We start from the raw sequence: 22,574 nt of genomic DNA on the forward strand, positions 1-22,574 counted from the left end.
CTCCTTTCGTTTCAGGGGTGCTTTTTATTGTGCGCGACATATGTGGAGTTTTTGTGTAAGAGCGGTGGAAAAATTGTTAAGTTGCGGTTTCTTCAATCTTTCTTCAAACAGTTGCGCTTATGATGATACGCGGCAATAAAACCTGAGCAGGAGGGAGCAAAGATTGAAACTGCTGTTTGATAAATTGCGCGATAAAAAGCCCCAAAAGGGGAGCAAGACGCTCTCTGCGGGCAGCGAAGTCAAGGCGGAGTATTCCGCGGAAAGCGTGCCGCCCGGTGCGCACAGCAAAAAGAAAAAACGGAGAACATGGAAAAAGAAGGTGGTCATTCCGGCCGCGCTGATCGTTGTGCTTGCCGGTGTGTTCGGCGTGCGGCACTTTTTACTGTCCGGAAAGGGAGAGGTGACGCAAGCCTTTACCGAGAGCCAAGCTGCAAGGCAGGACATTCAGCTGACTTTGTCCGCGACCGGCACCATTGAACCGGCCAATCAGTATGATGTCACCAGTTCGGTGCAGGGCGAGGTGCTCTCCTGCACGTTTGAGGAAGGCGATCAGGTGAAAAAGGGCGATACCCTGTATCAAATCGACAGTACGGATGCACAGAATTCGATTGAGCAGGCGCAGCTCTCGCTCCAGCAGAGTCAGAACAGCTATAACCAGACGGTGGAGAGTCTGGATGATCTCAATATCAAGTCGGACAAATCCGGCGTGGTGACCAAGCTGTACGTCGAGGTGGGCGATCAGGTGCAGGCTGGCGCGACGATTGCGGATGTGCGCGATGCCTCGTCCATGGAGCTGACCGTGCCGTTTAATGCCTCGGATGCGACCGGATTTCGTGTGGGAGCAGCGGCGACGGTGACGATGGATAGCTCGTTTGAAACGCTGACCGGCACCGTTACAGCGATTGATGCGGCGGATACCGTGCTGGACGGCTATCAGATTGTCCGTTATGTGACCATTCAGGTAAGCAATCCGGGCGGTCTGTCCACTTCCTCGGCGGCAAGCGCGACAATAAACAGCGTGGGCTGCAATCAGGGGGCAAACTTTACCTATCTGTCTGAATTTACCATCACGGCGGGCACTTCCGGCAAGGTGGCGAGCCTGTCTATGCAGGAAGGAGCGTCTGTGTCGGCGGGGCAGACCGTAGCGACGCTGTCCTCCACTTCGGTGGAAAATCAGGTGGAAAACAGCAAGCTGTCGCTTGCCCAGCAGCAGCTTTCCTATCAGAATACGGTCAATAAGCTGGATGATTATACCATCACCGCGCCCATAGACGGCACGGTGATTACCAAGAACACCAAGGTGGGGGACACGCTTGACGCAACCAACGGCCAGACGACATTGGCGGTCATTTATGACCTGTCCTATCTGACCTTTGATATTTCGCTTGATGAACTGGACATCAACCAGGTGCAGGTCGGTCAGACGGTTCATATCACCTGTGACTCGCTCGAAGATGCCGGCACCATCGAAGGCGTGGTGACCAAGGTCTCGGTCGCAGGGACGACGGAAAACGGTGTGACCAGCTATCCGGTGACCGTACAGATCGACAACCCGCCGGAGGATTTGCTGCCCGGGATGAACGTGGACGCAACCATTGTGGTGGATGAGGCATCCAATGCCGTCGCCGTGCCGATTTCCGCGGTGCAGCGCGGAAATATCGTCTATGTCAAGGATGACAGTGCGAAGAATACAGACGAAACCATGGTAAACGGCACGCTGCTGCCCGACGGCTGGAAAGCGGTCGAGGTGGAAACCGGCCTGTCGGATGACAATTACATCGAGATTGTCTCCGGTATTGCGGAAGGAGATACGGTTTATGTGCCTCAGGTGATGCGCGACACTTCCGGTGAGGAGAGCGAGATGGGCATGATGCCCGGCGGTATGGGTGGTATGTCCAGCGGTGAGATGGGCGGTATGCCCGGCGGCGGAGGCGGTATGCCGACCGGCAACGGTGGAGGCGGCAGACCTTCCGGCGGCGGAGGCGGTATGCCATGATGAATACGCAACAGGATATAACCGGAACGCCGCTTATCGAGCTGCGCGACGTTTATAAGATCTATCATATGGGCGACACGGATGTGCATGCTTCGGACGGGGTTTCGATGAAAATTTACAAGGGCGAATTTGTGGCGATTGTGGGTCAGTCCGGTTCGGGAAAAAGTACGCTTATGAATATCATCGGCTGTCTGGACGTGCCGACGAGCGGACAATATTTTCTGAACGGCGAGGATGTTTCCGAGCTGACGGATGACGAACAGGCCGAGATTCGGGGCAAAACGCTGGGGTTTATTTTTCAGCAGTACAACCTGATTCCCAAGCTGAACGTGCAGGAAAACGTGGAGTTGTCGCTGCTGTACGCGGGCATGCCAGCGGACGAGCGTGCCGAGCGGGCACAGTTTCAAATTGCGCGTGTGGGTCTGGCGGGTAAGGAGAAAAACCTGCCAAGCCAGCTCTCCGGCGGTCAGCAGCAGCGCGTTTCCATCGCCCGCGCGCTTGCGGGCAACCCTTCGGTCATTCTTGCGGATGAGCCGACCGGCGCGCTCGATTCGCGCACCAGCCGTGAGGTACTGGATTTTCTGCAAAAGCTCAACGACGAGGGCAACACCATCGTTCTGATTACGCATGACAACAGTATTGCACAGGAGGCAAAGCGCGTCATCCGCGTGGCGGACGGAAAAATCATCTTTGACGGCCCGGCGCGCGAGGCATTTCCGAGAGGAGACTGACAGATGGGATTTACACAGGCGTTTAAACTGGCGCTCAAAAGTCTGGCTGGCAGTAAGTTGCGTGCGTTTCTGACGATGCTGGGTATTATCATCGGCGTCGGATCGGTGATCATTCTTGTCTCGCTCATGCAGGGCATGACGGGCGAGGTTACCTCGATGTTTGAGGATATGGGCACCAATATGCTGACTGTCAATGTTACCGGCCGTGGTTCGTCCCGCACGGTAGATGTGGATGATATGTATGAGCTGTACGAGGGCAATACCGATGTATTCATGGGGATGAGTCCGACCGTATCCGTTATGGGTTCGGTCAAGACCGCAGCCGATTCAGACAGCTTTTCGTCCACCTCGGTCAGTGGTGTTTCTGAACAGTATGCGGAGATCAACGGTCTGGGCCTGCAAAGCGGCCGGTTTATCAGCTATGCGGATTTGGAGGCGCGCAGCAAGGTTGCCGTGGTCGGTACTTATGTGGCGAATATGCTGGGCGGGAATGCAGTCGGGCAGACAGTTAAGGTCAACGGAAACGCGCTGACCGTTGTCGGCGTGATTGAGCAGCAGGATGACTCGACGGAAGGCTCACCGGACGACTGCATTTACCTGCCCTATACGACCGCCTCCAAGCTGATCTTCGGGCAGATTGCTACATATACCTTTGCCACATGGGATTCCTCGCTCAATGCGCAGGGTACGACCATTCTGGATAACGCTTTGTATGCGGTGTTTGAAAACGAGGATTTTTATACCATATCCGATATGCAGGAAATGATTGACTCGATGGAGGAGATGACCGGCATGATGACCATGGTGCTGGTCGGCATTGCGGGCATTTCGCTGCTTGTGGGCGGTATCGGCATCATGAATATTATGCTGGTATCGGTCACCGAGCGCACGCGTGAAATCGGCATCCGTAAATCTCTTGGCGCGAAAAAACGCGATATCATGCGGCAGTTTGTCATTGAAGCGGGTACCACTTCGGCACTGGGTGGTGTGATTGGCATTGTGTTCGGTGCGGCGGTAGCGCTCGCGCTTGGGCAGGCAATCGGTATCAATGCGGCGCCGTCGGTCAGTGCGGTCGGCGTTAGCTTTGGCGTTTCGGTGTTCATCGGTGTATTTTTCGGCTTTATGCCGGCCAATAAGGCGGCAAAACTCAATCCGATTGACGCGCTGCGCTATGATTAAAAGGAGGAGAAGCATGAAAAAGATACTTTCGCTGCTGTTGACGGCGACGGTGCTGCTCGGCTGCCTGCCGTCGGCATTTGCCGCGTCAGCAGTGTCGGAAAGCGTGGTGGAGCAGATCATCCGCTCGACCGGCATCATGGTGGGCGACACAAGCGGCAATATGAATCTGGACAAAACAGTCACCCGCGCGGAATATGCCAAGATGCTGGTCGCGGCATCCGGCTACAAAGACAAGGTGACGGGCACGTCCAATGTTTCGCCGTTCAAGGATGTGCCCTATACGCACTGGGCGGCGGGTTACATTAAAACAGCAGTGCAGCAGGGCTGGCTGACCGGCTATCTGGATGGCAGCTATAAGCCGAATCAGACGGTAACGCTGGAGGAGGCGGCTACCGGCTGTCTCAAGTTGCTCGGCTACACCACCGAGGATTTTTCCGGCTCTTATCCGTATGCACAGCTTGTGCTCTATCAGTCGCTGGGGCTGAACACAGGCGTAACGGCGTCGCAAGGCACGACCATGACCCGCCGCAACATGATGTATCTGTTTTATAATCTGCTCAATGCCGACACCAAGGACGGACAGGTCTATGCGCAGGCGCTGGGCTATACCCTGAACAGCAACGGAGAAATCGACTATCTGGGTATGGTGTCGGACACCATGGAAGGGCCGTTTGTGATAGAGAGCAGCCTGTCAGAGCTAGTTTCGAGCGAAAACAAGACGGTTTATCGCAACGGCTACGCATCCACGGCCGATATGGTGCGGAAGTATGATGTCATTTACTATAATGACTCGACCATATGGGCTTACGCCAATGCGGTCAGCGGCACCTATCAGTCGGCGTCGCCTTCCACTTCTTCGCCGACATCGGTCACGGTTGCGGGCAATACCTATGAAATCGAGACGAGCGAAGCGGCCTATGCGCTGTCGGCGCTCGGCGGGCAGAACATCGGCGATGTGGTCACGCTGCTGCTCGGTCGAGACGGTAAGGTAGCCTATGCACTGCCCGCAGAGGACTATGCCGCATCGGTTGCCGGTGTAGTCACCGCGGTTGGCACAGGTACCTACTATAATGCGGTCGGCAATGCGTATACCGCCCGCACCATCACCGTCACAGCGACTGACGGCGGCAGCTATGTATATCCCTGCTCCAAAACCACGATAGAAGAGGGCGATTTTGTTGCAATCGGTTTCGGTTCGTCCGAAACCGATGTTTCTATCCTGCAATCCGCCTCCCTGACCGGTACGGTATCGGGCCGCACCATCGGCAGCCGCACCATGGCGGATGATATCCGGATTCTGGATGTCAACGATACCGCTGCAGTGCGCGTTTATGATTCGCGGTTAGACGGTGCGGTGCTGGAAAGCGGAGATGTGCGCTATTGTGCGGTAAACGACGCGGGAGAGATTACGGATTTGATTTTGCGGGACTTTACAGGCGATCTGTATGAGTACGGCATTATCACCTCGGCCAAAAATGAGTCGAACGGTATGAGCACATCGGGCGAGTACACTTATTTGGTAAATGGTGAGGAAAAAACGCTGACCACCAGCGGCAGCTCGCTCGGGGCATCAGCCGGACCGGCGCGCCTGACGATGGAAAACGGGCAGCTGCAATCCGTGCGTGCGCTCAATCAGATCAAAAATCCGGACGGTATCACGCAGCTTGGCGTGACAAAGGATGGGGAAAGCTGGCTATTCTGGGATGACTGCGCGGTGTATCTGTATGAGAACGCAAATTATAGCCTCCTCTCACTGACCGAACTGCGCAACAATTTTGATGTATATAACGTCACCTGCTATTACGATAGGGATACCGACGACGGCGGACGTATTCGTATTGTGATTGCGCGTCCTGCATGATACCGACAAAAAGGGTTTCTCTCTCGGAGAAACCCTTTTGATATTTCTTGCGCTTTGCACAAATGGAAGCTATAATAACTGTATAAAACGCAGATTGGAGCGAGAAAAATGGCTTCGGATAAAACCAATGTGATGCGCGTGCTGGAACAGCATAAAATCGCGTATACCGCACATGAATATCCGCACGGCAAGGAAGCGGTGGACGGCGTGACGGTGGCCGAATTACTCGGCCAGAACGTGGAACAGGTGTTCAAAACGCTGGTCGCGCGCGGCCGTTCGGGCAGTTATCATGTGTTTGTCATTCCGGTGGCGAAGGAGCTTGACCTGAAAAAAGCCGCCAAGGCTGCAGGCGAGAAGTCGGTCGAGCTGGTGCATGTCAAGGAGCTGCTGGGACTGACGGGATATGTGCGCGGCGGCTGCTCGCCGGTCGGTATGAAAAAAGCATTTGCGACGGTGTTTGACGAGCGTGTGAACGGCATCCCGACCGTGATTGTATCGGCCGGTAAAATTGGATACCAGATTGAGTGCGCTCCCGCAGACCTGATTGCGCTGACGCGGGCTACAACGGCGCCCATTACGACGGATTGAGCAACTCCTCGGCATCCGGAAACAGCGCGAATACGGTCTGCACGCCGCAGCCGGTCAGCTGCGCGAGCTTGGCCTCCAATGTGGAGGCGTCATCGAACAGCACAAAATGCGCGCGGCCGTCGGTGTCGGTGTAGGTGAAGTATTTGGCGCACAGCTCGCGGGAGAAAAATGGCTGCGCGCCAGTGTGCATGAGCAGCGCCTCGCGCTCAACCTTGGTCAAAGTCTTACCGTTCGGTGTGGTAGAAGGCAGGGTGAAATCCTGCGAAACCGGCTGTAAAAACGCCGCAACGCGCGCCGCGCCGTAGATGCCCTGCAAGGACGAGATATAGGCCGTCAGGCTGCCGCCTGAAAGTGCGGTCGGTGTGGTCAAAACCGCATGCGTCAGCTGGCGGCCACAGGATAGCGGGACAAAAAACGGGATATCCGCCTCATGCAGCGCGGTATCAAAAGCGCTCAGCAGCGCGCGGCCGCGCGGGGTATCATGTTCAAAGTCCGCAAATACGCCGGGAGCGCCGGTGCGCTTGGCTTCAAAAACCAGATCGGCTGCCAGCCGGTCCGGATTGCACATCGCCAGATCGAGCGGCGGGTCGCATAAGCCGAGCAGACAGTTTGCCTGTGCGGTGGGCAGCTGCAAACGCTGCAAGGCGCCTTTGGGCGTAATGCCCAGGCAAAGGTGAAGTACGGGCATGCCTTGCCCGGCTGCGCGTGCCGTATCCCGGCCGGTGCATACCAGCACCAGATTTTTCGTATATACCATCATGATCGACTCCCTTGTGTTCGGGACAGCGCGCAAAGCGGAGGTTGCGGCGCTGCACTGGACTTTTTGGACAAATTCTATTACACTATATGTGGCATCCGCCAAAGTGAGAACGCAGGAGTGAACGAATGAACAAACTGATTCCGGATTATGTGTTTGACTCTATTTATGATATTACGCCCGCGCTGCTGGGGCAGCATGGGATTCGCGGCGTGCTGATTGATCTGGACGGCACGATGGCCTCGCACAAAGCGGCGCTGCCGCCGGACACGCTCGCGCCTTTCGTGCGCACGCTGCGCGAGGCCGGCATGCAGGTGCTGGTGTTTTCCAACAACCGAGAGCGGCGCGTAGGAAAATTTTGCGACGCGCTCGGCGCGGACTATATTTGCCGGGCGACAAAACCGCTTTCGTTTGGCTTTCGCCGCGCGGCAAAGCAGCTTGGTCTGCCGCTTAGCCAGATTGCCGTCGTGGGCGATCAGATTTTTACCGATGTGCTTGGCGGGAACTGCGTCGGTGCACTGACCTGTTATGTGCAGACACTGGATCGGCATTATTTCTGGGTGAACGTGCGCTATCAGATTGAGCGCGGCTTTATCGAGCGCGGCAAGCGCAGAATGGAGGCAAGAGGACGACATGAATGAGGCAAGATTCGGCCCGGCGGGCAATTCCGAGTCCTTTGCTGCCGAGGGCTTCAAAAAAAGTGAGGACGCGCCTGCATGGTTGGCCGCCAAGGGCCTGACTGCGTTTGAATATCAGTGCGGCCGCGGTGTGCGCTGCGGGGAGGAGACCGCGCGAAAAATCGGCGCGGCGGCAGCACTGCATGGTATCCGTATGAGCATCCACGCGCCGTATTTTATCAATCTGTCCTCCGAGGAAACCGAACGGATGGAAAAAAACATTGGCTATGTGCTGGAAACAGCGCGGCTGGCCGTGCCGCTGGGCGCGACGCGCATGGTGGTGCACTGCGGAGGACAGGGCAAACTGACGCGTGAGCGCGCGATGCGCAATACGCATGAAAATGTCAAAAACATTCTGCGCGCTTTGGAGCAGGAGCACTTGACCGGCTGTACGGTTTGCTTGGAAACTATGGGCAAGAAAAGTGTGCTCGGCTCGGCGGAAGAGGTTTGCGAGCTGGTTGCAGCGGACGAGCGTCTGCTGCCTTGCATCGACTTTGGCCATCTCAACTGCCGCACGGACGGCGGCATGTCGACGCGTGAGGATGTAGTGCGCCTGTTTGATCGGATGGAGAACACCATCGGCGTGGAGCGTACGCGCGTGCTGCATGCGCATTTTTCACATATTGAATACAACGCAAAGGGCGAGGTGCGGCATCTGACCTTTGCCGATACGGAATACGGGCCGGACTTTACACCGGTGGCGCAGGAAGCTGCGGCGCGGGGCTACACCCCGACTTTTATTTGTGAATCGGCCGGAACACAGGCCGAGGATGCAGTGACGATGATGCAAATTTTTCACAAGGAGATAGAAAAATGAAAAAAGTGCTGCTGATTCATGGACCCAATCTCAATCTGACCGGTCAGCGTGAGCCGGGGATTTACGGCTCGGAGACACTGGCCGCCATCAACGCAGAGGTGGTCAACAAATGCCAGCGTCTGGGGATGGAGTGTACGGTGTTCCAATCCAACTCGGAGGGCGCGCTCATTGACCGTATTCACGCGGCGCGTGAGGACTGTGACGCCATCATCATCAACGCGGGCGCATATACGCATTACAGCTATGCGCTGCGCGACGCCATTGCCGCAGTGCGTCTGCCTGCTGTGGAGGTACACATGTCCAATGTACATGCGCGCGAGGAATTTCGGCATAAGTCTGTCATTGGGCCGGTGTGCGCGGGCGTGATTGCGGGCTTTGGCAAGCATAGCTATCTGCTGGCTGTGGACGCGGTCAAAGCAATCATCGGATGAGGCGATAGGAATGAAACGAAAGCAATTGCAGGAGCTGCTGCTGGAAGCGCCGTATGATGCGCTGGTGCTGACAAGCGAGGTCAACCGTCGCTATGCGACAGGGTTTCACTCGTCGGCGGGTGTGGTGTATCTGTCCGCGGAGCAGGCGGTGTTCTATACGGATTTCCGTTATGTGGAAGCAGCACGCGCAGCAGTCACGGATTTTGAGGTGCGCGAGATTGGTGTGGGCCGCAGCTACACCGCAGCCGTCAACGAGCTGATTGCGCAGGACGGTGTGCGGACAGTGGCGCTGGAGGACGAGACGCTGACGCATGCCGAATATACCAGATGGGCGACTGCGCTGCATGCCACGGCCAAGCGTCTGGAGGATAGTATTGCCCGTTTGCGCGTGACCAAAGAGGATGACGAGGTAGAGAAGATTGTCGCGGCGCAGCGCATTGCTGAGCAAGCGCTGGAGGAAGTCATGAACGATATCCGTGTTGGCGTAACCGAGAAAGAGATCGCCGCGCGCTTGACTTATCTGATGCTGCACTACGGAGCGGAGAATATGTCGTTTGACCCAATTGTGGTGTCGGGAGCGAACAGCTCCAAGCCGCACGGTGTGCCGACCGATAAAACGATTGCGGCGGGAGACTTCGTAACGATGGATTTCGGCTGCATTGTGGACGGCTATTGCTCGGATATGACGCGCACGGTTGCGGTTGGGCACGTGACTGAGGAAATGCAGCGCGTGTACGATATTGTGCTGGATGCGCAGCTGGCGGGTATCGCGTGCTGTAAGGCGGGTATATCCGGCCGGGAGGTGGACGGCGCGGCGCGCCGTGTGATTGAGGCGGCGGGTTACGGCGATGCCTTTGGCCACGGCTTTGGTCATGGCGTGGGACTGGAAATTCACGAGGCGCCGACCGCGTCCTCGCGTTCCGATGCGCTGCTGCCCGCCGGGAGTATTCTAACGGCTGAGCCGGGCATTTATCTGCCCGGGAAATTCGGCGTGCGTACCGAAGACATGCTGTATGTCATTGAGGATGGCTGCATCAATCTGACTGAAGCGCCAAAGACGCTGCGCATTTTGTAAAAAGTGAATATCAGATAGAAAAAAGCACCGGAAACGCTTGTGTTTCCGGTGCTTTGCTGTTAAGGCAACACCGCACAATTGCATCTTCGATGCTTTGCACAAATTTTGTGCCCAGATTTTGTTGCGATTTCTTGCAATACATCAAGTGTTGCTGCAAAACTGTGCCGCATCTGGACGCAAAATTGACACGCAAATCCTTCTTGCTGAATGATGTGGTATTGCCTTAAGTATTTCGGATACGGAAGGAGATTACTCCTCGTCCTCGATTTCCAGATAGTCAGCCAGATCCTTAAACAGGGCAGTCGGATCGACATCATCCTCCAGCACGATCTGTAGCGGCTCGTTGAGGGAGAGCAGGAACATGCCGAGCAGGCTCTTGGCGTCTACCATGCCGCTCTTGCCATGAATCCAAATGTCAAAGCCGTACTTGGTGACAATTTTGTTAATCTTCTGAATATCATCCGTATTCTTTACGCGGATACCTCTGGTCATAATGATTACCTCCATTTCTAAAGCACTGTGTTCTTTTCTGCTATCATTATAGCATAAAAATATGGAAAGGAAAGAGTTTTTTACGTTATCCGGTATTTTTCATCATTATGAAGCGGGGAAAGGGATGTGTTTCGTGATTCTTGTGTTTAATGCACAAATGATACGCGGTAAAACTGTGCAATGTGAAAATTTCATATAAATATAACCAAAAAAGAACAGCCTGCGTATCAGCAAGCTGTTGTATGCCGAGCCGGAACAGCCCCACACCGTCCGGCCTCATTTACCCCCACAGGGCTTTCTACTCTTCTATCGAAATGGTGATATGATTGATTCGGATAGCTGCAATTGTTTCGGTTTGCAGGAAACGACGGCTTTCAGAATCGTTCTGGTATTGGTATTCGATGCCGAGCTGCGCTGTTGTTGTATCAGAGCTGTCCAAGCTGAGCGAGTTTCCGTGCGAAAGTGTCTGCACGGTGGTGCCGTCTCGCAGAACAAGCGTTACAACCGGTGTCTCACAGTCGTCGAAATATAGTGGATCCTCGGATGTAGGATCGATCGGCATGGTGCCGGAAAGTTCCACGCCCAGAGGCGTAATGGTGAGCTGCTCGAGACGAATACCGTCCGCCATGGTCAGGCCTAACTCACGCGTCAGCGTTTTTACGCTTGGCGCGCTGAAAGAAAACGACCAGCCGGTTTCGGTCAACGGCGTATAACGTCGGTAAGAAATTTGCGGCTCCAGATAGGGCAAATCAGCCTCTGTTAGCCCCTTAAACTGGGTTTCGCAAAGTTCAGTGGCCTGGCCTGCGTCTCCGTAGCTGTGCAAAGAGCCATAGTACAGATGATTGTTGCGGATATCCCGTAAGGCATCGATTTGTGCGGTCACGCTGTCATAGGAATCATATTCGGGCATGCGGAGCGAAACGCACAAAGTGTCGCCCTCAAAGGCGACGCCTGCAAATTGGATTTCGGGGGATGGATAGGACTGCGGCAGGATAGCGCTCGTGCAGTCCTGCTGTTGCAGGGCGGTGAGCCGCTCGGCTCCGCTATCCTCCGCCTGATAAGAAACCGGATGAGAACGATAGATAGCGGCAAGATTCACAGGGACAGACAATGTATCGGTCTGCTCCATGCAGGATGCTGGATCGATGGTCAGAGTCAGCTGACGGTCGCCGGGATCCTCGGTCAGTGAGAATGCCTCATAGTAATACTCTACCGAAGGATCCTGACTGTCCATCGAACCCATCCCGCTGGAGGACACGCAGTATTCATCCGAACCGTCCATCAGCAGGTTGGAATTGCCCAAAAGGGTGATGCGTGAATCGGTGTTGACGATGGAGTTATCCGCATAGCGGAAAGAATAGAGGACCGCCACGTCGTCCTCGCTGACGATAGCGTCTTCCAGCGTGATGGTGCATCCCTCGATCGTCTGCGTTTGCCGCACGGGAGTGGCCAGACCGTCCGGTATCATTACGTTCTGTCCAAAAAGTGCGTTCCAGCCGCCGGAGAACTGCACCACAGCCGCGGCGGCAGTTGCGGTCAGCAAAACCGCGGCAAGGATAGCGGCCAGAAAGCGCTGTGGGCTGCGCAGCGGCATGCGGCGGCTGCGGCGGGCGCGCTGCTCACGTACCGCACCGACAATATCATACATCGGCGTTTCGATCTGCTCCAGCGCTTGGCGGATGCGCAGATCATCCGGTGTGAGTTTCATATTCCTTGCTCCTCCTCTCTGCTGGTGTGCCTTGCAATGCTTGGGCCAGCTTTTTTCGTGCGCGCTCATACCGTTTGCGAAGGGTTGCGGCCTGTTTGCCGTAAATAACGGCAAGCGCATCAAAACTACGCTGCTCGATGACCCGGCTGTATACCAGCGCGCGCTGTTCAGGCGATAGGGTTTCGAGTGCGCGACGCAGGTCCTCGCCGATATAATCCGGGTCGGTGGCCATAGGCGGTGGCGTGACAAGCTGGCGCTTGCGGTGGCGCAGCAGGTCGACGCAGGTCGTATAGGCAAGGCGGTACAGCCATGCGCTCAGGCTAGTGCCCGGACAAAACCGGTGATGGTTGTCATAGGCTTTGATAAACGTGGTCTGCACGGCATCCTGTGCTTCGTGATAGTCGCATAGAATGTGATGACAATATCGCAGAAGTGGCTGACCGTACAGCGCGATGGCATCTGCGAGCGCTGTCTCGCTGCCTTCAGCAAAGCGCTCGTCGAGTGGGCGGGCGTCCATGACTGCGCCCCCTTTCTTAGGAACATGTTCACCCTTTATAACGGATGTCAGGCACATTTTGTGACAGTGTTTCCGGAATTTTTCCGTTTTGTTACTAAAATCCTATGAAATGGGATGGGGTGGGGAAATAAATAAACAAAAAAACACCGTCGGAATTGTACATTACGACGGTGTTTGCGGTTATATTTTACGGCTCGAGGCGGTTCATGTCGCGCGGGAACATGGACGCATCACGCACGTTGGTGAGTTTCAAAAGCTGCATGGTCAGACGCTCCAGACCGATGCCCAGACCGCCGTGCGGCGGCATGCCGTATTTGTGCAGCATGGTGAACGATTCAAACAGCTCGACATTCATCTTGCGTGCTTCCAGCTTGGCAATCTGCTCCTGATAATCGTGGATACGCTGGCCGCCGGTGGTGATTTCCAGACCGCGGAACAGCAGATCGAACGACAGGGCGAGCTTGGGATCCTCCGGGTCGTCCATCGCATAGAACGGACGCTTGGCAGACGGGAAGTGAGTGACGAATACGAACTCGCTGCCGTACTCTTCCTTAGCCCACTGGCAGAGCAGCACTTCCTCGTCCGGGTTGAGGTCGTAGCGGTTTTTGGACTTGTGGCCGTACTTCTCCTCCATAATCTGCTTGGCCTCATGGAAGCGGATGGTGGGAATCTCAGTGATTTCCGGGATATCCGCCTTGAGCAGAGCAAGCTCTTCCGGACAGTGCTCCTTGACATAAGCCATGACCGATTTGAGCATGCCGGTTTCCATCGCCATGACATCGTACATCGAGTCAATGTATGCCATCTCAAAGTCCAGACCGATATATTCATTCAAATGACGCGAGGTGTTGTGACGCTCGGCGCGGTATACGCTGCCGACTTCAAATACACGACCGAACGCGCCGGCGAGATACTGCTTGTGGAACTGCGGAGACTGCGCAAGGTAGGCCGGCTGGCCGAAGTAGTCGAGCTTGAATAGGTTTGCGCCGCCTTCCGCACCCGCAACCACAATCTTGGGTGTGTGGATGTGGGTAAAGCCTTGCGACTGCATATACTGTGCAAAGCCGTCCGCGATTGCACCCTGCACGCGGAACACCGCTTGCTTGATAGGATGGCGCAGCGTAATCGGACGCAGCGGCAAATCTACATCGAGCGACAGGCCCATATACTTCTTGCCCAGCGGTACCGGCAGCTGGTCGTACGGACGACCAATCACCTGGATAGCGCTTAGCACAACCTCGATGCCGTGCTCCGCGCGCGGCTCTTCGTGTACCGCACCGGTGACCTCAAGCACCATGGCATCCTTAATTTCGGCGCGCTTGATGCCGCCGATTTCGTCTCCCTGAAAGGTGCACTGGATGAGACCGCGCTCAACACGCATGATGACGAACGCAAAGTCCGACATATCGCGCACGCGGTGCACCGTACCGCGGAAGGTGACTTCGCCGCCGACTGCATCACACACACGCTTTACGGTATCGACATACTGGCCCGCTTCGTGAATCATTTCCATAATTATTAACGCCTCTCTGTTTCAGCATTTTCATACAGGGTCATATTATACCATTGATTTGCAAAATAGACAAGTTTTTTGCGAGAAAAAGGTGAAAAAGCAACGGATAAAATGGTCTTATCGTTTGAGCTTGCGCAGCACGGCCTGCATTTCCGCGCGGCCTTCGCCGCTGGCGACAATGCACACGGCGTAGACGATTGCGCCCGCAGGTACGGCGCAGACCAGCTGCAAGAGGTTGCCCACCGGAAGAAGAGTGCAGCCGAAGGCTGCCGCGCCGCACAGCGCGGCGCTGACGATGATGCGGGTCAGATTTTTGGCAGGCACATGGAACAGAAAACGCCGCCGCACTCGCACACAGGTGATGATAAAGTAGGACGCAAATGCAACAATCGAGCCCATGGCGCCGCCGGTAAATCCGAACGCGCGCAGCAAAATAACACTGGAAACCACCTTGATAACCGCAGCCACCGCGCTGTTTTGCAGCACATGCACGGTAGCTTGCTCCAGCTCGTACGCCTTGTTGGCGTATTCCGTCAGCCCCATAAACAGCATGGCAAATGCTGTGTACGCAATGACCGGCGCGCCTGCGTCATACCCTTTGGCAAACAGCACACGCGACATCGGCAGCGCGACCGCCGTCAGGCCGGCGACTGCCGGTACAGCGATCAGCAGATACAGCCGTACGCCCTGATCGAGCAAGGGCTTGGCCGCGGACTGTCCGCCCTCGCGCCACGCGCGCAGCACAGCGGGGTATACGCCGCGCATGATGCCGACCGAAATCATGGTGAACAGGCCGGAAGCAATAGAGTTGTTGGATGAGTAGATGCCGTAGGAATCCATATCGAAAAAGCCGACGACAAGATACTTGTCGATCTGATTGAGCAACGTGACCGAGATGGAAACGCCCATCAGCGGCACGCCGAAGCGCAGGAATTTGCCGAACAGTTCGCGCGAGAACCAGCGCAGTCGCGCAATCGACGGAAGCCCGAGTGCGATCACCGCGCCAATACCGGCCACACCGTCCGCCACCGTGTTGGCACAGATGGCAGGGAAGGGGGAGGCCGGGTTGCGCATACCGAACACCAGTCCGTAAGCAACCAGCAGTTTGAGCACGGCGGAGGTGAGGCTGAGCGTAATGGAGGCACGCATACGGCCGAGCTGAATGAGCGCGGAATTGAGAATCTGAAAGACCGTGTAGCTGAAAAACATGGTCATAAAGCCCAGATACAGGGGGTCGTGCAGGATCACGGCAGCGCCGCAGCAGAAGACAGCAACCGCCGCGCAGATGATAAGGTATACGGTCGAGACGGTCGAGAACAGGCCGCGTCCCTGATCCTTGCCGAACTCTTCCCCGACATAGCGGGTGGCGGCGTTTGCCATCCAGCCGGCCAGAATCAGATAGGCGATCTGCACGTTGAAGTTGATAAAGTTGAACGTGCCGACGGTGGACTCGTAAAACAGGTGCGTATACAGTGATGTGCATGCAATGACCAGCAGGCCTTCGATGACCTTGGCCGGCAGGAACAGCATCGCATCGCGCGTCATGGTATTTTTGGAGGACAAAGGAAAAACCCTCGCTTTCGGTCAGATAAATATAGTATAACATGGTTTTTCGGGAAAAACAAATAACGGTTTGTAAACAGTGGCACTTGCGTTTTGCATTTACACGGTATCCATGGTATACTGTCTATATCTGTGAGAAAATGTCCTTTGGAGGAATCTGTTTTGCGAGTGATGCATGTGATGGGCGGCGGCGACGTGGGCGGCGCCAAGACCCAAATTATGAATACCGTCACCGGACTTGCCAGACGCAATGAAGTGATGCTGATTTCCTTCCGCGCAGGCCCGTTTGCGGATGAGGCACGCGAGCGCGGCATCGATGTGCGCGTGATCGAGCGGCACAACCCGTTCCGCGCAGCACGGGCGATGCGTGATTTGGTCGATCAGTTTCAGCCGGATATCATCCATTGTCACGGCGGCCGCGCCAACCTGATGGGGGCGATGGTGCGCCGCACGCGCCGCGTGCCGGTGCTGACGACCGTGCACTCGGACTATAAGCTGGATTATCTGGGTAACCCATTCAAGCAGCATACCTTTGGCGCAGCCAATGCGGTGGCGCTGCGTTTTCTGGATTTCTACCAGCCTGTGGCCGACCGCATGGCGCGCACGCTCATTGAGCGCGGCTTCGATCCCGAGCGCATCGTCAAAATTTATAACGGCATGGATTTTCACCGCCCCGAGGGCGAGTTTGACCGTGCGCAGTATCTGAAAGAGACCTACGGCGCGGAAATCCAGGATGGCGACGTGTTATGTGGCATCGCCGCGCGCTTGACGGCCGTTAAGGATATCGCGACCACTGTGCGCGCCTTTGCCGCGGCGCTACAGGATGCGCCGCAGCTGCGCCTGTTCATCGCAGGCGAGGGTGAGGATGAGGAGATGCTAAAAAGGCTGTGTGCACAGCTGCATGTTACCGACCGCGTGACGTTTTGCGGCTGGGTGTTGCCGGTCGAGCCGTTTTTCCGCGCAATGGATATCAATTTGCTGTCCTCGGTATCCGAGACCTTCCCGTATTCCATTCTCGAAGGCGTCTGCGCGGGCTGCGCGACCATCTGCTCGGATGTGGGTGGTATGTCAGAGCTGATTGACACGGGCGAAAACGGTTATATTTTCCCAATTGGAGATTATAAAAAGCTCAGCGAATACATGGTGCGGCTGGCAAACGACGCGGAGCTGCGCCAAACCTTTGCGCAGGCGCTGTACGAGAAAGCATCGCGCGATTTCTCCAAGGACAAGATGTGCGAACGGCAGGAAGCCAATTACCGTCACCTGCTGGCGCGCTTTCATCGCCCGAAGGATGAGCGCGAGAGCATCGTTGTCTGCGGCGCATACGGACGCGGCAATGCGGGCGACGACGCGATTTTGGAGGCAATTGTGCAGGAGATGCGCGCGCTCGCGCCCGAGCGCACGATCTGCGTTATGTCCCGCCGCCCGCAGGAGACCCGCCTGACTTACCGCACGGGTGCGGTATACACCTTTAACATCTTTTCGATCCTGCGGCGATTCCGCCGCGCGGCGCTGTATATCAACGGCGGCGGCACGCTGATGCAGGACGTGACCTCTACCCGCTCCATCTGGTATTATTGCTATACGCTGCGCGCCGCAAAAAAGCGCGGCTGCAAGGTGATGATGTACGGCTGCGGCATCGGCCCCATCAACCGCGCGGGCAACCGCAAGATGGCGGCGAAGACGATACAGGGGTCGGTCGACCGCATCACACTGCGCGATGAAAACTCCCGGCAGGAGCTGGCGCGCATGGGCGTGACCCGGCCGGACATCCGCGTATCCGCCGACCCGACCATTATTCTGGACGCCGCACCGTATGAGGTGGTGTCGCTGGCTATGGAGCAGAGCGGCATCGACCCGAACGGGCGCTATATCGGCTTTGGTCTGCGCAACTGGAAAGGACTGGACGCGGCGCTGCCTGCGATTGCGGCGGCGGCGGATTACGCTTATGAAAAGCATGGCCTGACGCCGGTATTTGTGCCGATTGAGTTTCCCAGCGATTTGACGCCCGCCGAGCGGGTGGGCGCGCTGCTGCACTGTCCGTGGTATGCGGTGAGAACCCGCCAGCCCATTGAGGTTACCATCGGTATCCTCGCACGAATGAAAACTGTGGTTGGTATTCGCCTTCATTCGCTGATGTTCTCGGCGGGGCAGAGCGTGCCGGTTGTCGGCATGAGCTACGATATCAAGGTGGACAGCTTTCTCAAATATATCGGCAGCAGCACTTGTTTGCAGCTGCGCGAGGTGCGCGCGGACGAGCTGTGCGGCCTGATCGATAAGTGTCTGTCCGGTGCGCTGGATGAGGAAGTGCGGCGCAACGCTAAGCTGCTGCGTGAGCGTGAGCATGAAAATGTGCGCGGCGCGGCAATTCTGCTTGGCATTGAAGAAGAAAAGGAGGAGGCAGAAGAGTGAAAAACCATATCGTTTGCCTTTCAACCACCAACTATCACCCGTTACCGACGCGCAAGCAGAATGTGATGAGCCGCCTGCGGAATAGTGAGGTGCTGTACTTTGACCCGCCGGTGTCGCTGATTGCGCCCCTCAAGGACAAAAAAGCGTCGGCTTATATCAATAAGTATAAGCAGCCGGGGGAAAAGGTCGAAGGGCATGAAAATATCACAGTATATGCGCTGCCGCCCGTGCTGCCGTTTTTCAACAAGTTCCGCTGGGTGAACAAAATCAACCAGAAGCGGCAGGCGGCTTTTGTGCGCAAAAAGATGCGCGAGCATGGCTTTGGGGATGAAACCGTGCTGTGGTGCTATTCGCCGTCCTCGTGCGATATTGTCGAGCATGTGCCGCACTGCGCACTGGTGTACGACTGCGTAGACCGCCACTCGGCCTACAAGGGCCACATCAACCCGGCGGTGGTCGATCAGATGGAGCGCGATTTGGCAAAACCCGCCGATCAGGTGTTTGCGACGGCAGTTGGTTTGGCCGAAACGCTCGAAAAAATCAATCCGACAACCAGCATGATTCCAAACGGTGCGGCATACGAGATTTTCTCACGTGTGCAGAAGGAAAAGGACAGTTTGCCGTGCCCGGCGGATATGAAAGACCTGAAGCATCCGGTATTCGGCTTTGTCGGCATGCTGCAGGAGTGCATCGACTATGCGCTGATCGAAAGGCTGGCAAAGGAGCGGCCGGACGCGACCATTTTCCTCATTGGCCGCACGCTGCCGGGGGTAGACCTGACGCACTTGCAGCAATATCCGAATATTGTGTTTCACGGCCTTGTGCCGCAGCCCGAGCTGCCCGCATACCTTGCGCAAATGGACGTGTGCCTGAACGTATTTCGTGCGGGCGCGTTGAGCAAGGACGTGTCACCGCTCAAGTTCTATGAGTACCTCGCCACGGGAAAGCCGATCGTTTCCACGCGCGAGCCGCTGCAGGTGGAGGATTTCAAGGACGTGGTTTATATTGCGCACAACGCGAATGAATTCCTTTCGATGTGCGACATGGCCGCAGCGGAAAACGACCCGGAGAAGGTGCAGAAGCGGTTGGACTATGGTGCGCAGTGCTCTTGGACCGAGCGGGTGCATCAGATGGAGGCTGTGCTGTATGCCGGGGGCGTTCTGCACGAAAGCTGACGCATGGGACGAATATCTTTGGGCATTTGCACAAAAGAGGAAAAAAGAGTGTAAAATGCTTGCAATGCACGGGCGTTTTGGATAAAATAATAGTGTATCTTCACCGACCGCCTGATAGAAAGAGGTGCGCATATGACCGGCAGTGTTTTCTTGATGCAAACAACAGAAAAGTCCGGGCATTGGTGCACGGTTTCGGGCATTGGTGCAGCACATTGAACGCATATAGGACACGGGTATACCCGTGTCCTCATTTGTTTTTGAGGAGGAATTGCAGATGAAAAAAGTTCTGGTCATCATGGGCTCGGACAGCGACCTGAAGGTGATGGAGAAGTGCATCGACCGTTTAAAGTCGTTTGCTATCCCGACCGAAGTGCGCATTTGCTCTGCACACCGCACGCCGGCGGTGGCCGAGCAGCTGGCTAAGAACGCCAAAGAAGATGGCTTCGGCGTTATCATTGCAGCAGCGGGCAAGGCAGCCCATCTGGGCGGCGTGCTGGCGGCCAATACGATCCTGCCGGTTATCGGCGTGCCGATGGGCACAAGCGTGATGGGCGGTATGGACAGCCTGCTGTCCATTGTGCAGATGCCCAAGGGTATTCCCGTGGCGACGGTTGCAATCGACGGCGCGGACAATGCCGCGATTCTGGCGGCGCAGATGATTGCGCTGTCGGACGACGCGCTCGCGGACAAGCTCGCGCAGTTTAAGGCGGACATGGCAAGCGAGGTCATGGCCAAGGATGAAAAAATCAAGGCGCAGTTTGCATAAAAGGGTAAAGGCGCGGCAGGCGTGACCATTGCGTCGGTCGGGTACAACCCAAAACAAAACCGTTTTGTTTTAAATTACACACATAAATGGAGGAATATGAACATGGAAAAGAAAGAACAGCTCTACGAAGGCAAGGCTAAGAAGGTTTTTGCAACCGATGACGCAAATCTGGTTATCGTGGACTACAAGGATGACGCGACTGCCTTCAACGGCGAAAAGAAGGGAACAATTGCCGGCAAGGGTGTCATCAACAATGTGATGAGCAACCATATGTTCCAGCTGCTCGAGCAGCAGGGCGTGCCGACGCATTTCGTCGAGCAGCTTTCCGACCGCGAGACCGTGGTAAAGAAGGTGTCCATCGTACCGCTTGAAGTGATCATCCGCAATATCTCGGCCGGCTCGTTTGCCAAGCGTTACGGCGTAAACGAAGGCATTGTGTTTGACGAGCCGACCATCGAATTCTCCTACAAAAACGACGATCTGGGCGACCCGCTCATGAACGCTTATCATGCAATCGCGCTCAAACTTGCCACCCGCGAGGAGATTGAGCGCATCAAGACCATGGCCTTCAAGGTCAACGAAGTGATGAAGCAGTATTTTGATACGCTGAACGTCACGCTCGTAGACTTTAAACTCGAGTTCGGCAAGACCGCGGACGGCACCATCGTGCTGGCGGACGAAATCAGCCCGGACACCTGCCGGCTGTGGGACAAGACCACGGGCGAAAAGCTGGATAAAGACCGCTTCCGCCGCGATATGGGCGGCGTGGAAGAGGCCTATGAAGAAATCATGAAGCGCGTAATGAGCAAATAAACCCCGATTAGAAAAAGGCAAATTCATGAAATATCGAATTTTAAAGCAGAGTAAAACCCCATTTGATAAGGTGCACGAGGAGTGCGGCGTGTTTGGCATCGCCGCCCCTCCGGGCAAAGAGATTGCGGCCGCGCATGAAGCCTATGTCGCGCTGTTCGCCCTGCAGCACCGCGGGCAGGAAGCTGCGGGCATCGCGGTCAACAACCGCGGCGTTATCCGCTGCCATAAGGATGTTGGCCTGGTCAGTCAGGTGTTCGGTCAGGATATTTTGGACGGCATGCCCGGTTCGATGGCCGTCGGCCATGTCCGCTATTCGACAACGGGCAACCAGTCAAGAGAAAATGCGCAGCCGATCGCGATTACGCATGTCAAGGGCAACCTTGCCGTGGCGCACAATGGCAATCTGGTCAACGCGGGCGAGTTGCGCCGCCGTATTGAGTTAAACGGCGGCATCTTCCGCTCCTCGAACGACACCGAGGTGCTGGTGTATACCATCGTTAACGAACGACTCAAATGCGGCAGCATTGAAGAAGCGGTCAAAAACACCATGAGCATCATCGAGGGCGCGTATTCGCTGGTCGTGATGAGTCCGCGCAAGCTGATTGCCGCGCGCGACCCACACGGGTTCCGTCCACTGTGCATTGGCCTGCTGGATGGGGCGTATATTTTCGCCTCTGAAACCTGTGCGCTCGACGCATTGGGCGCACAGTTCGTCCGCGATGTGGAGCCGGGCGAGGTTTGTGTGGTGGAAAACGGTGAGCTGCGCTCGATGCACTGCGGCGTGCAATGCAAAAGCACGGCCTGCGTGTTCGAGTATATCTACTTCGCCCGTCCGGACTCAATTATCGACGGAGCAAGCGTGGAGCTTGCCCGGCAGGAGGCCGGCAAATACCTGTCCATTGAGCACCCGGTCGGTGCGGATGTGGTCATCGGTGTGCCGGATTCCGGTATCCCTGCCGCTATCGGCTATGCAAAGTTTTCCGGTATCCCGTATGGCGTCGGACTCATCAAAAATCGTTATATCGCCCGCACGTTTATCCAGCCGGGGCAGGACAAGCGGGAGCGCTCGGTGCGGCTCAAGCTCAACGCGCTGCGCACGGCGGTAGAGGGCAAGCGCGTCATCATGGTCGATGATTCCATTGTGCGCGGCACGACCTGTGCGCGGCTGGTAAAGCTTCTGCGTGACGCGGGCGCGGCCGAGGTGCACATGCGCATCTCCGCGCCGCCGTTCCGGCATCCCTGCTTTTTCGGCACGGATATCCCGGAGCGCAGCCAGCTTTTGGCGCATGGCCGTACGGTTGAGGAAATGCGCGAGATCATCGGTGTGGACAGCTTAGGCTTCCTGTCGCTTGAGGCGGCGCGCAAAATTGCGGTCGGCTGTAAGCTCGGTTTTTGCGACGCCTGTTTCTCGGGCGAGTATCCGGTTCCCGTGCCGGAGCAGGCGGAAAAAAATATGTTTGAAAATGAAATACCGCTCGATAGGAACAAAGACAAGGAGTAAGA

20 protein-coding genes are annotated in these 22,574 nt (G+C 56.1%); 14 read left to right on the plus strand and 6 right to left on the minus strand.

Translation table 11 applies throughout. The annotated features are described in order from the left end of the window. The first annotated feature begins 163 nt into the window (after positions 1-163). From ACTQ3V_RS07695 to ybaK, 5 genes are all read left to right on the plus strand, one after another. The gene (locus tag ACTQ3V_RS07695) at positions 164-1,996 is read left to right on the plus strand and encodes a beta-barrel domain-containing protein (protein WP_441467012.1); all 1,833 of its coding nucleotides are present in this window, start codon (positions 164-166) and stop codon (positions 1,994-1,996) included. Then, positions 1,993-2,727, plus strand: a complete 735-nt coding sequence (locus ACTQ3V_RS07700; RefSeq protein ID WP_441467013.1) for an ABC transporter ATP-binding protein — start codon at positions 1,993-1,995, stop codon at positions 2,725-2,727. Before ACTQ3V_RS07695 ends, ACTQ3V_RS07700 begins: the two co-directional genes overlap by 4 nt. Positions 2,728-2,730: 3 nt before the next feature. Next, positions 2,731-3,906, plus strand: coding sequence for an ABC transporter permease (locus tag ACTQ3V_RS07705; RefSeq protein WP_441467014.1), 1,176 nt, complete (start codon positions 2,731-2,733; stop codon positions 3,904-3,906). A 13-nt stretch (positions 3,907-3,919) separates the two neighbouring features. Then, entirely contained in the window at positions 3,920-5,767 is a 1,848-nt protein-coding gene (locus tag ACTQ3V_RS07710; RefSeq protein WP_441467015.1) for an S-layer homology domain-containing protein, read from the plus strand. Between the two features lie 108 nt (positions 5,768-5,875). Beyond that, positions 5,876-6,355, plus strand: a complete 480-nt coding sequence (gene ybaK / locus ACTQ3V_RS07715) for a Cys-tRNA(Pro) deacylase (RefSeq protein WP_441467016.1) — start codon at positions 5,876-5,878, stop codon at positions 6,353-6,355. Here ybaK and ACTQ3V_RS07720 read toward each other — a convergent pair. Continuing rightward, positions 6,342-7,112 (minus strand): glycoside hydrolase family 18 protein, encoded by a 771-nt coding sequence (locus tag ACTQ3V_RS07720; RefSeq protein WP_441467017.1) that lies wholly within the window; start codon positions 7,110-7,112, stop codon positions 6,342-6,344. The two genes, ybaK and ACTQ3V_RS07720, sit on opposite strands and share 14 nt — an antisense overlap. A 128-nt stretch (positions 7,113-7,240) precedes the next feature. On the opposite strand from ACTQ3V_RS07720, the gene ACTQ3V_RS07725 reads away from it, so the two are divergent. Genes ACTQ3V_RS07725 through ACTQ3V_RS07740 form a run of 4 tightly spaced genes read left to right on the plus strand, consistent with a single transcriptional unit; the run spans position 7,241 to position 10,112 of the window. Further along, positions 7,241-7,753, plus strand: a complete 513-nt coding sequence (locus ACTQ3V_RS07725; RefSeq protein WP_441467018.1) for a YqeG family HAD IIIA-type phosphatase — start codon at positions 7,241-7,243, stop codon at positions 7,751-7,753. Beyond that, positions 7,746-8,606, plus strand: coding sequence for a TIM barrel protein (locus tag ACTQ3V_RS07730; protein WP_441467019.1), 861 nt, complete (start codon positions 7,746-7,748; stop codon positions 8,604-8,606). Before ACTQ3V_RS07725 ends, ACTQ3V_RS07730 begins: the two co-directional genes overlap by 8 nt. Further along, on the plus strand, positions 8,603-9,037 hold the full coding sequence (gene aroQ, locus ACTQ3V_RS07735; protein WP_373163661.1) for a type II 3-dehydroquinate dehydratase: 435 nt from the start codon (positions 8,603-8,605) through the stop codon (positions 9,035-9,037). The genes ACTQ3V_RS07730 and aroQ overlap by 4 nt, the downstream gene beginning before the upstream one ends. A gap of 10 nt (positions 9,038-9,047) precedes the next feature. After that, the gene (locus ACTQ3V_RS07740; RefSeq protein ID WP_441467020.1) at positions 9,048-10,112 is read left to right on the plus strand and encodes an aminopeptidase P family protein; all 1,065 of its coding nucleotides are present in this window, start codon (positions 9,048-9,050) and stop codon (positions 10,110-10,112) included. Between the two features lie 249 nt (positions 10,113-10,361). Here ACTQ3V_RS07740 and ACTQ3V_RS07745 read toward each other — a convergent pair whose 3' ends face one another. The 5 genes from ACTQ3V_RS07745 to ACTQ3V_RS07765 all read right to left on the minus strand — a co-directional run bounded on the left by ACTQ3V_RS07745 (position 10,362) and on the right by ACTQ3V_RS07765 (position 15,905). Next, on the minus strand, positions 10,362-10,604 hold the full coding sequence (locus ACTQ3V_RS07745) for an HPr family phosphocarrier protein (protein ID WP_297274437.1): 243 nt from the start codon (positions 10,602-10,604) through the stop codon (positions 10,362-10,364). 298 nt (positions 10,605-10,902) lie between these two features. Next, positions 10,903-12,312 carry a hypothetical protein gene (locus ACTQ3V_RS07750; RefSeq protein ID WP_441467021.1) on the minus strand — a complete coding sequence of 470 codons (1,410 nt, stop codon included), beginning with the start codon at positions 12,310-12,312 and terminating at the stop codon, positions 10,903-10,905. Beyond that, entirely contained in the window at positions 12,293-12,829 is a 537-nt protein-coding gene (locus tag ACTQ3V_RS07755) for an RNA polymerase sigma factor (protein ID WP_441467022.1), read from the minus strand. Before ACTQ3V_RS07755 ends, ACTQ3V_RS07750 begins: the two co-directional genes overlap by 20 nt. A 187-nt stretch (positions 12,830-13,016) precedes the next feature. After that, positions 13,017-14,342 (minus strand): aspartate--tRNA(Asn) ligase, encoded by a 1,326-nt coding sequence (aspS, locus tag ACTQ3V_RS07760; protein ID WP_441467023.1) that lies wholly within the window; start codon positions 14,340-14,342, stop codon positions 13,017-13,019. Positions 14,343-14,459: 117 nt separating this feature from the next. Beyond that, complete coding sequence (locus tag ACTQ3V_RS07765; protein WP_441467024.1) at positions 14,460-15,905, minus strand: lipopolysaccharide biosynthesis protein; 1,446 nt, start codon at positions 15,903-15,905, stop codon at positions 14,460-14,462. A gap of 171 nt (positions 15,906-16,076) precedes the next feature. Here ACTQ3V_RS07765 and csaB point away from each other — a divergent pair, with 171 nt between their 5' ends. The 5 genes from csaB (at position 16,077) to purF (ending at position 22,572) form a co-directional block, all read left to right on the plus strand. After that, entirely contained in the window at positions 16,077-18,317 is a 2,241-nt protein-coding gene (gene csaB / locus ACTQ3V_RS07770; RefSeq protein ID WP_441467039.1) for a polysaccharide pyruvyl transferase CsaB, read from the plus strand. Further along, complete coding sequence (locus ACTQ3V_RS07775; RefSeq protein ID WP_441467025.1) at positions 18,314-19,492, plus strand: glycosyltransferase; 1,179 nt, start codon at positions 18,314-18,316, stop codon at positions 19,490-19,492. Before csaB ends, ACTQ3V_RS07775 begins: the two co-directional genes overlap by 4 nt. 274 nt (positions 19,493-19,766) lie before the next feature. Further along, a complete protein-coding gene (gene purE, locus ACTQ3V_RS07780) occupies positions 19,767-20,258 on the plus strand; it encodes a 5-(carboxyamino)imidazole ribonucleotide mutase (RefSeq protein ID WP_441467026.1) in 492 nt (163 codons plus the stop codon). 102 nt (positions 20,259-20,360) lie between these two features. Then, complete coding sequence (purC, locus tag ACTQ3V_RS07785; protein ID WP_441467027.1) at positions 20,361-21,071, plus strand: phosphoribosylaminoimidazolesuccinocarboxamide synthase; 711 nt, start codon at positions 20,361-20,363, stop codon at positions 21,069-21,071. A 25-nt stretch (positions 21,072-21,096) separates the two neighbouring features. Continuing rightward, the gene (gene purF, locus ACTQ3V_RS07790; RefSeq protein ID WP_441467028.1) at positions 21,097-22,572 is read left to right on the plus strand and encodes an amidophosphoribosyltransferase; all 1,476 of its coding nucleotides are present in this window, start codon (positions 21,097-21,099) and stop codon (positions 22,570-22,572) included. Positions 22,573-22,574 lie beyond the last annotated feature (2 nt).

Source organism: Candidatus Agathobaculum pullicola (assembly GCF_052117205.1).
Taxonomy (GTDB): domain Bacteria; phylum Bacillota; class Clostridia; order Oscillospirales; family Butyricicoccaceae; genus Agathobaculum; species Agathobaculum pullicola.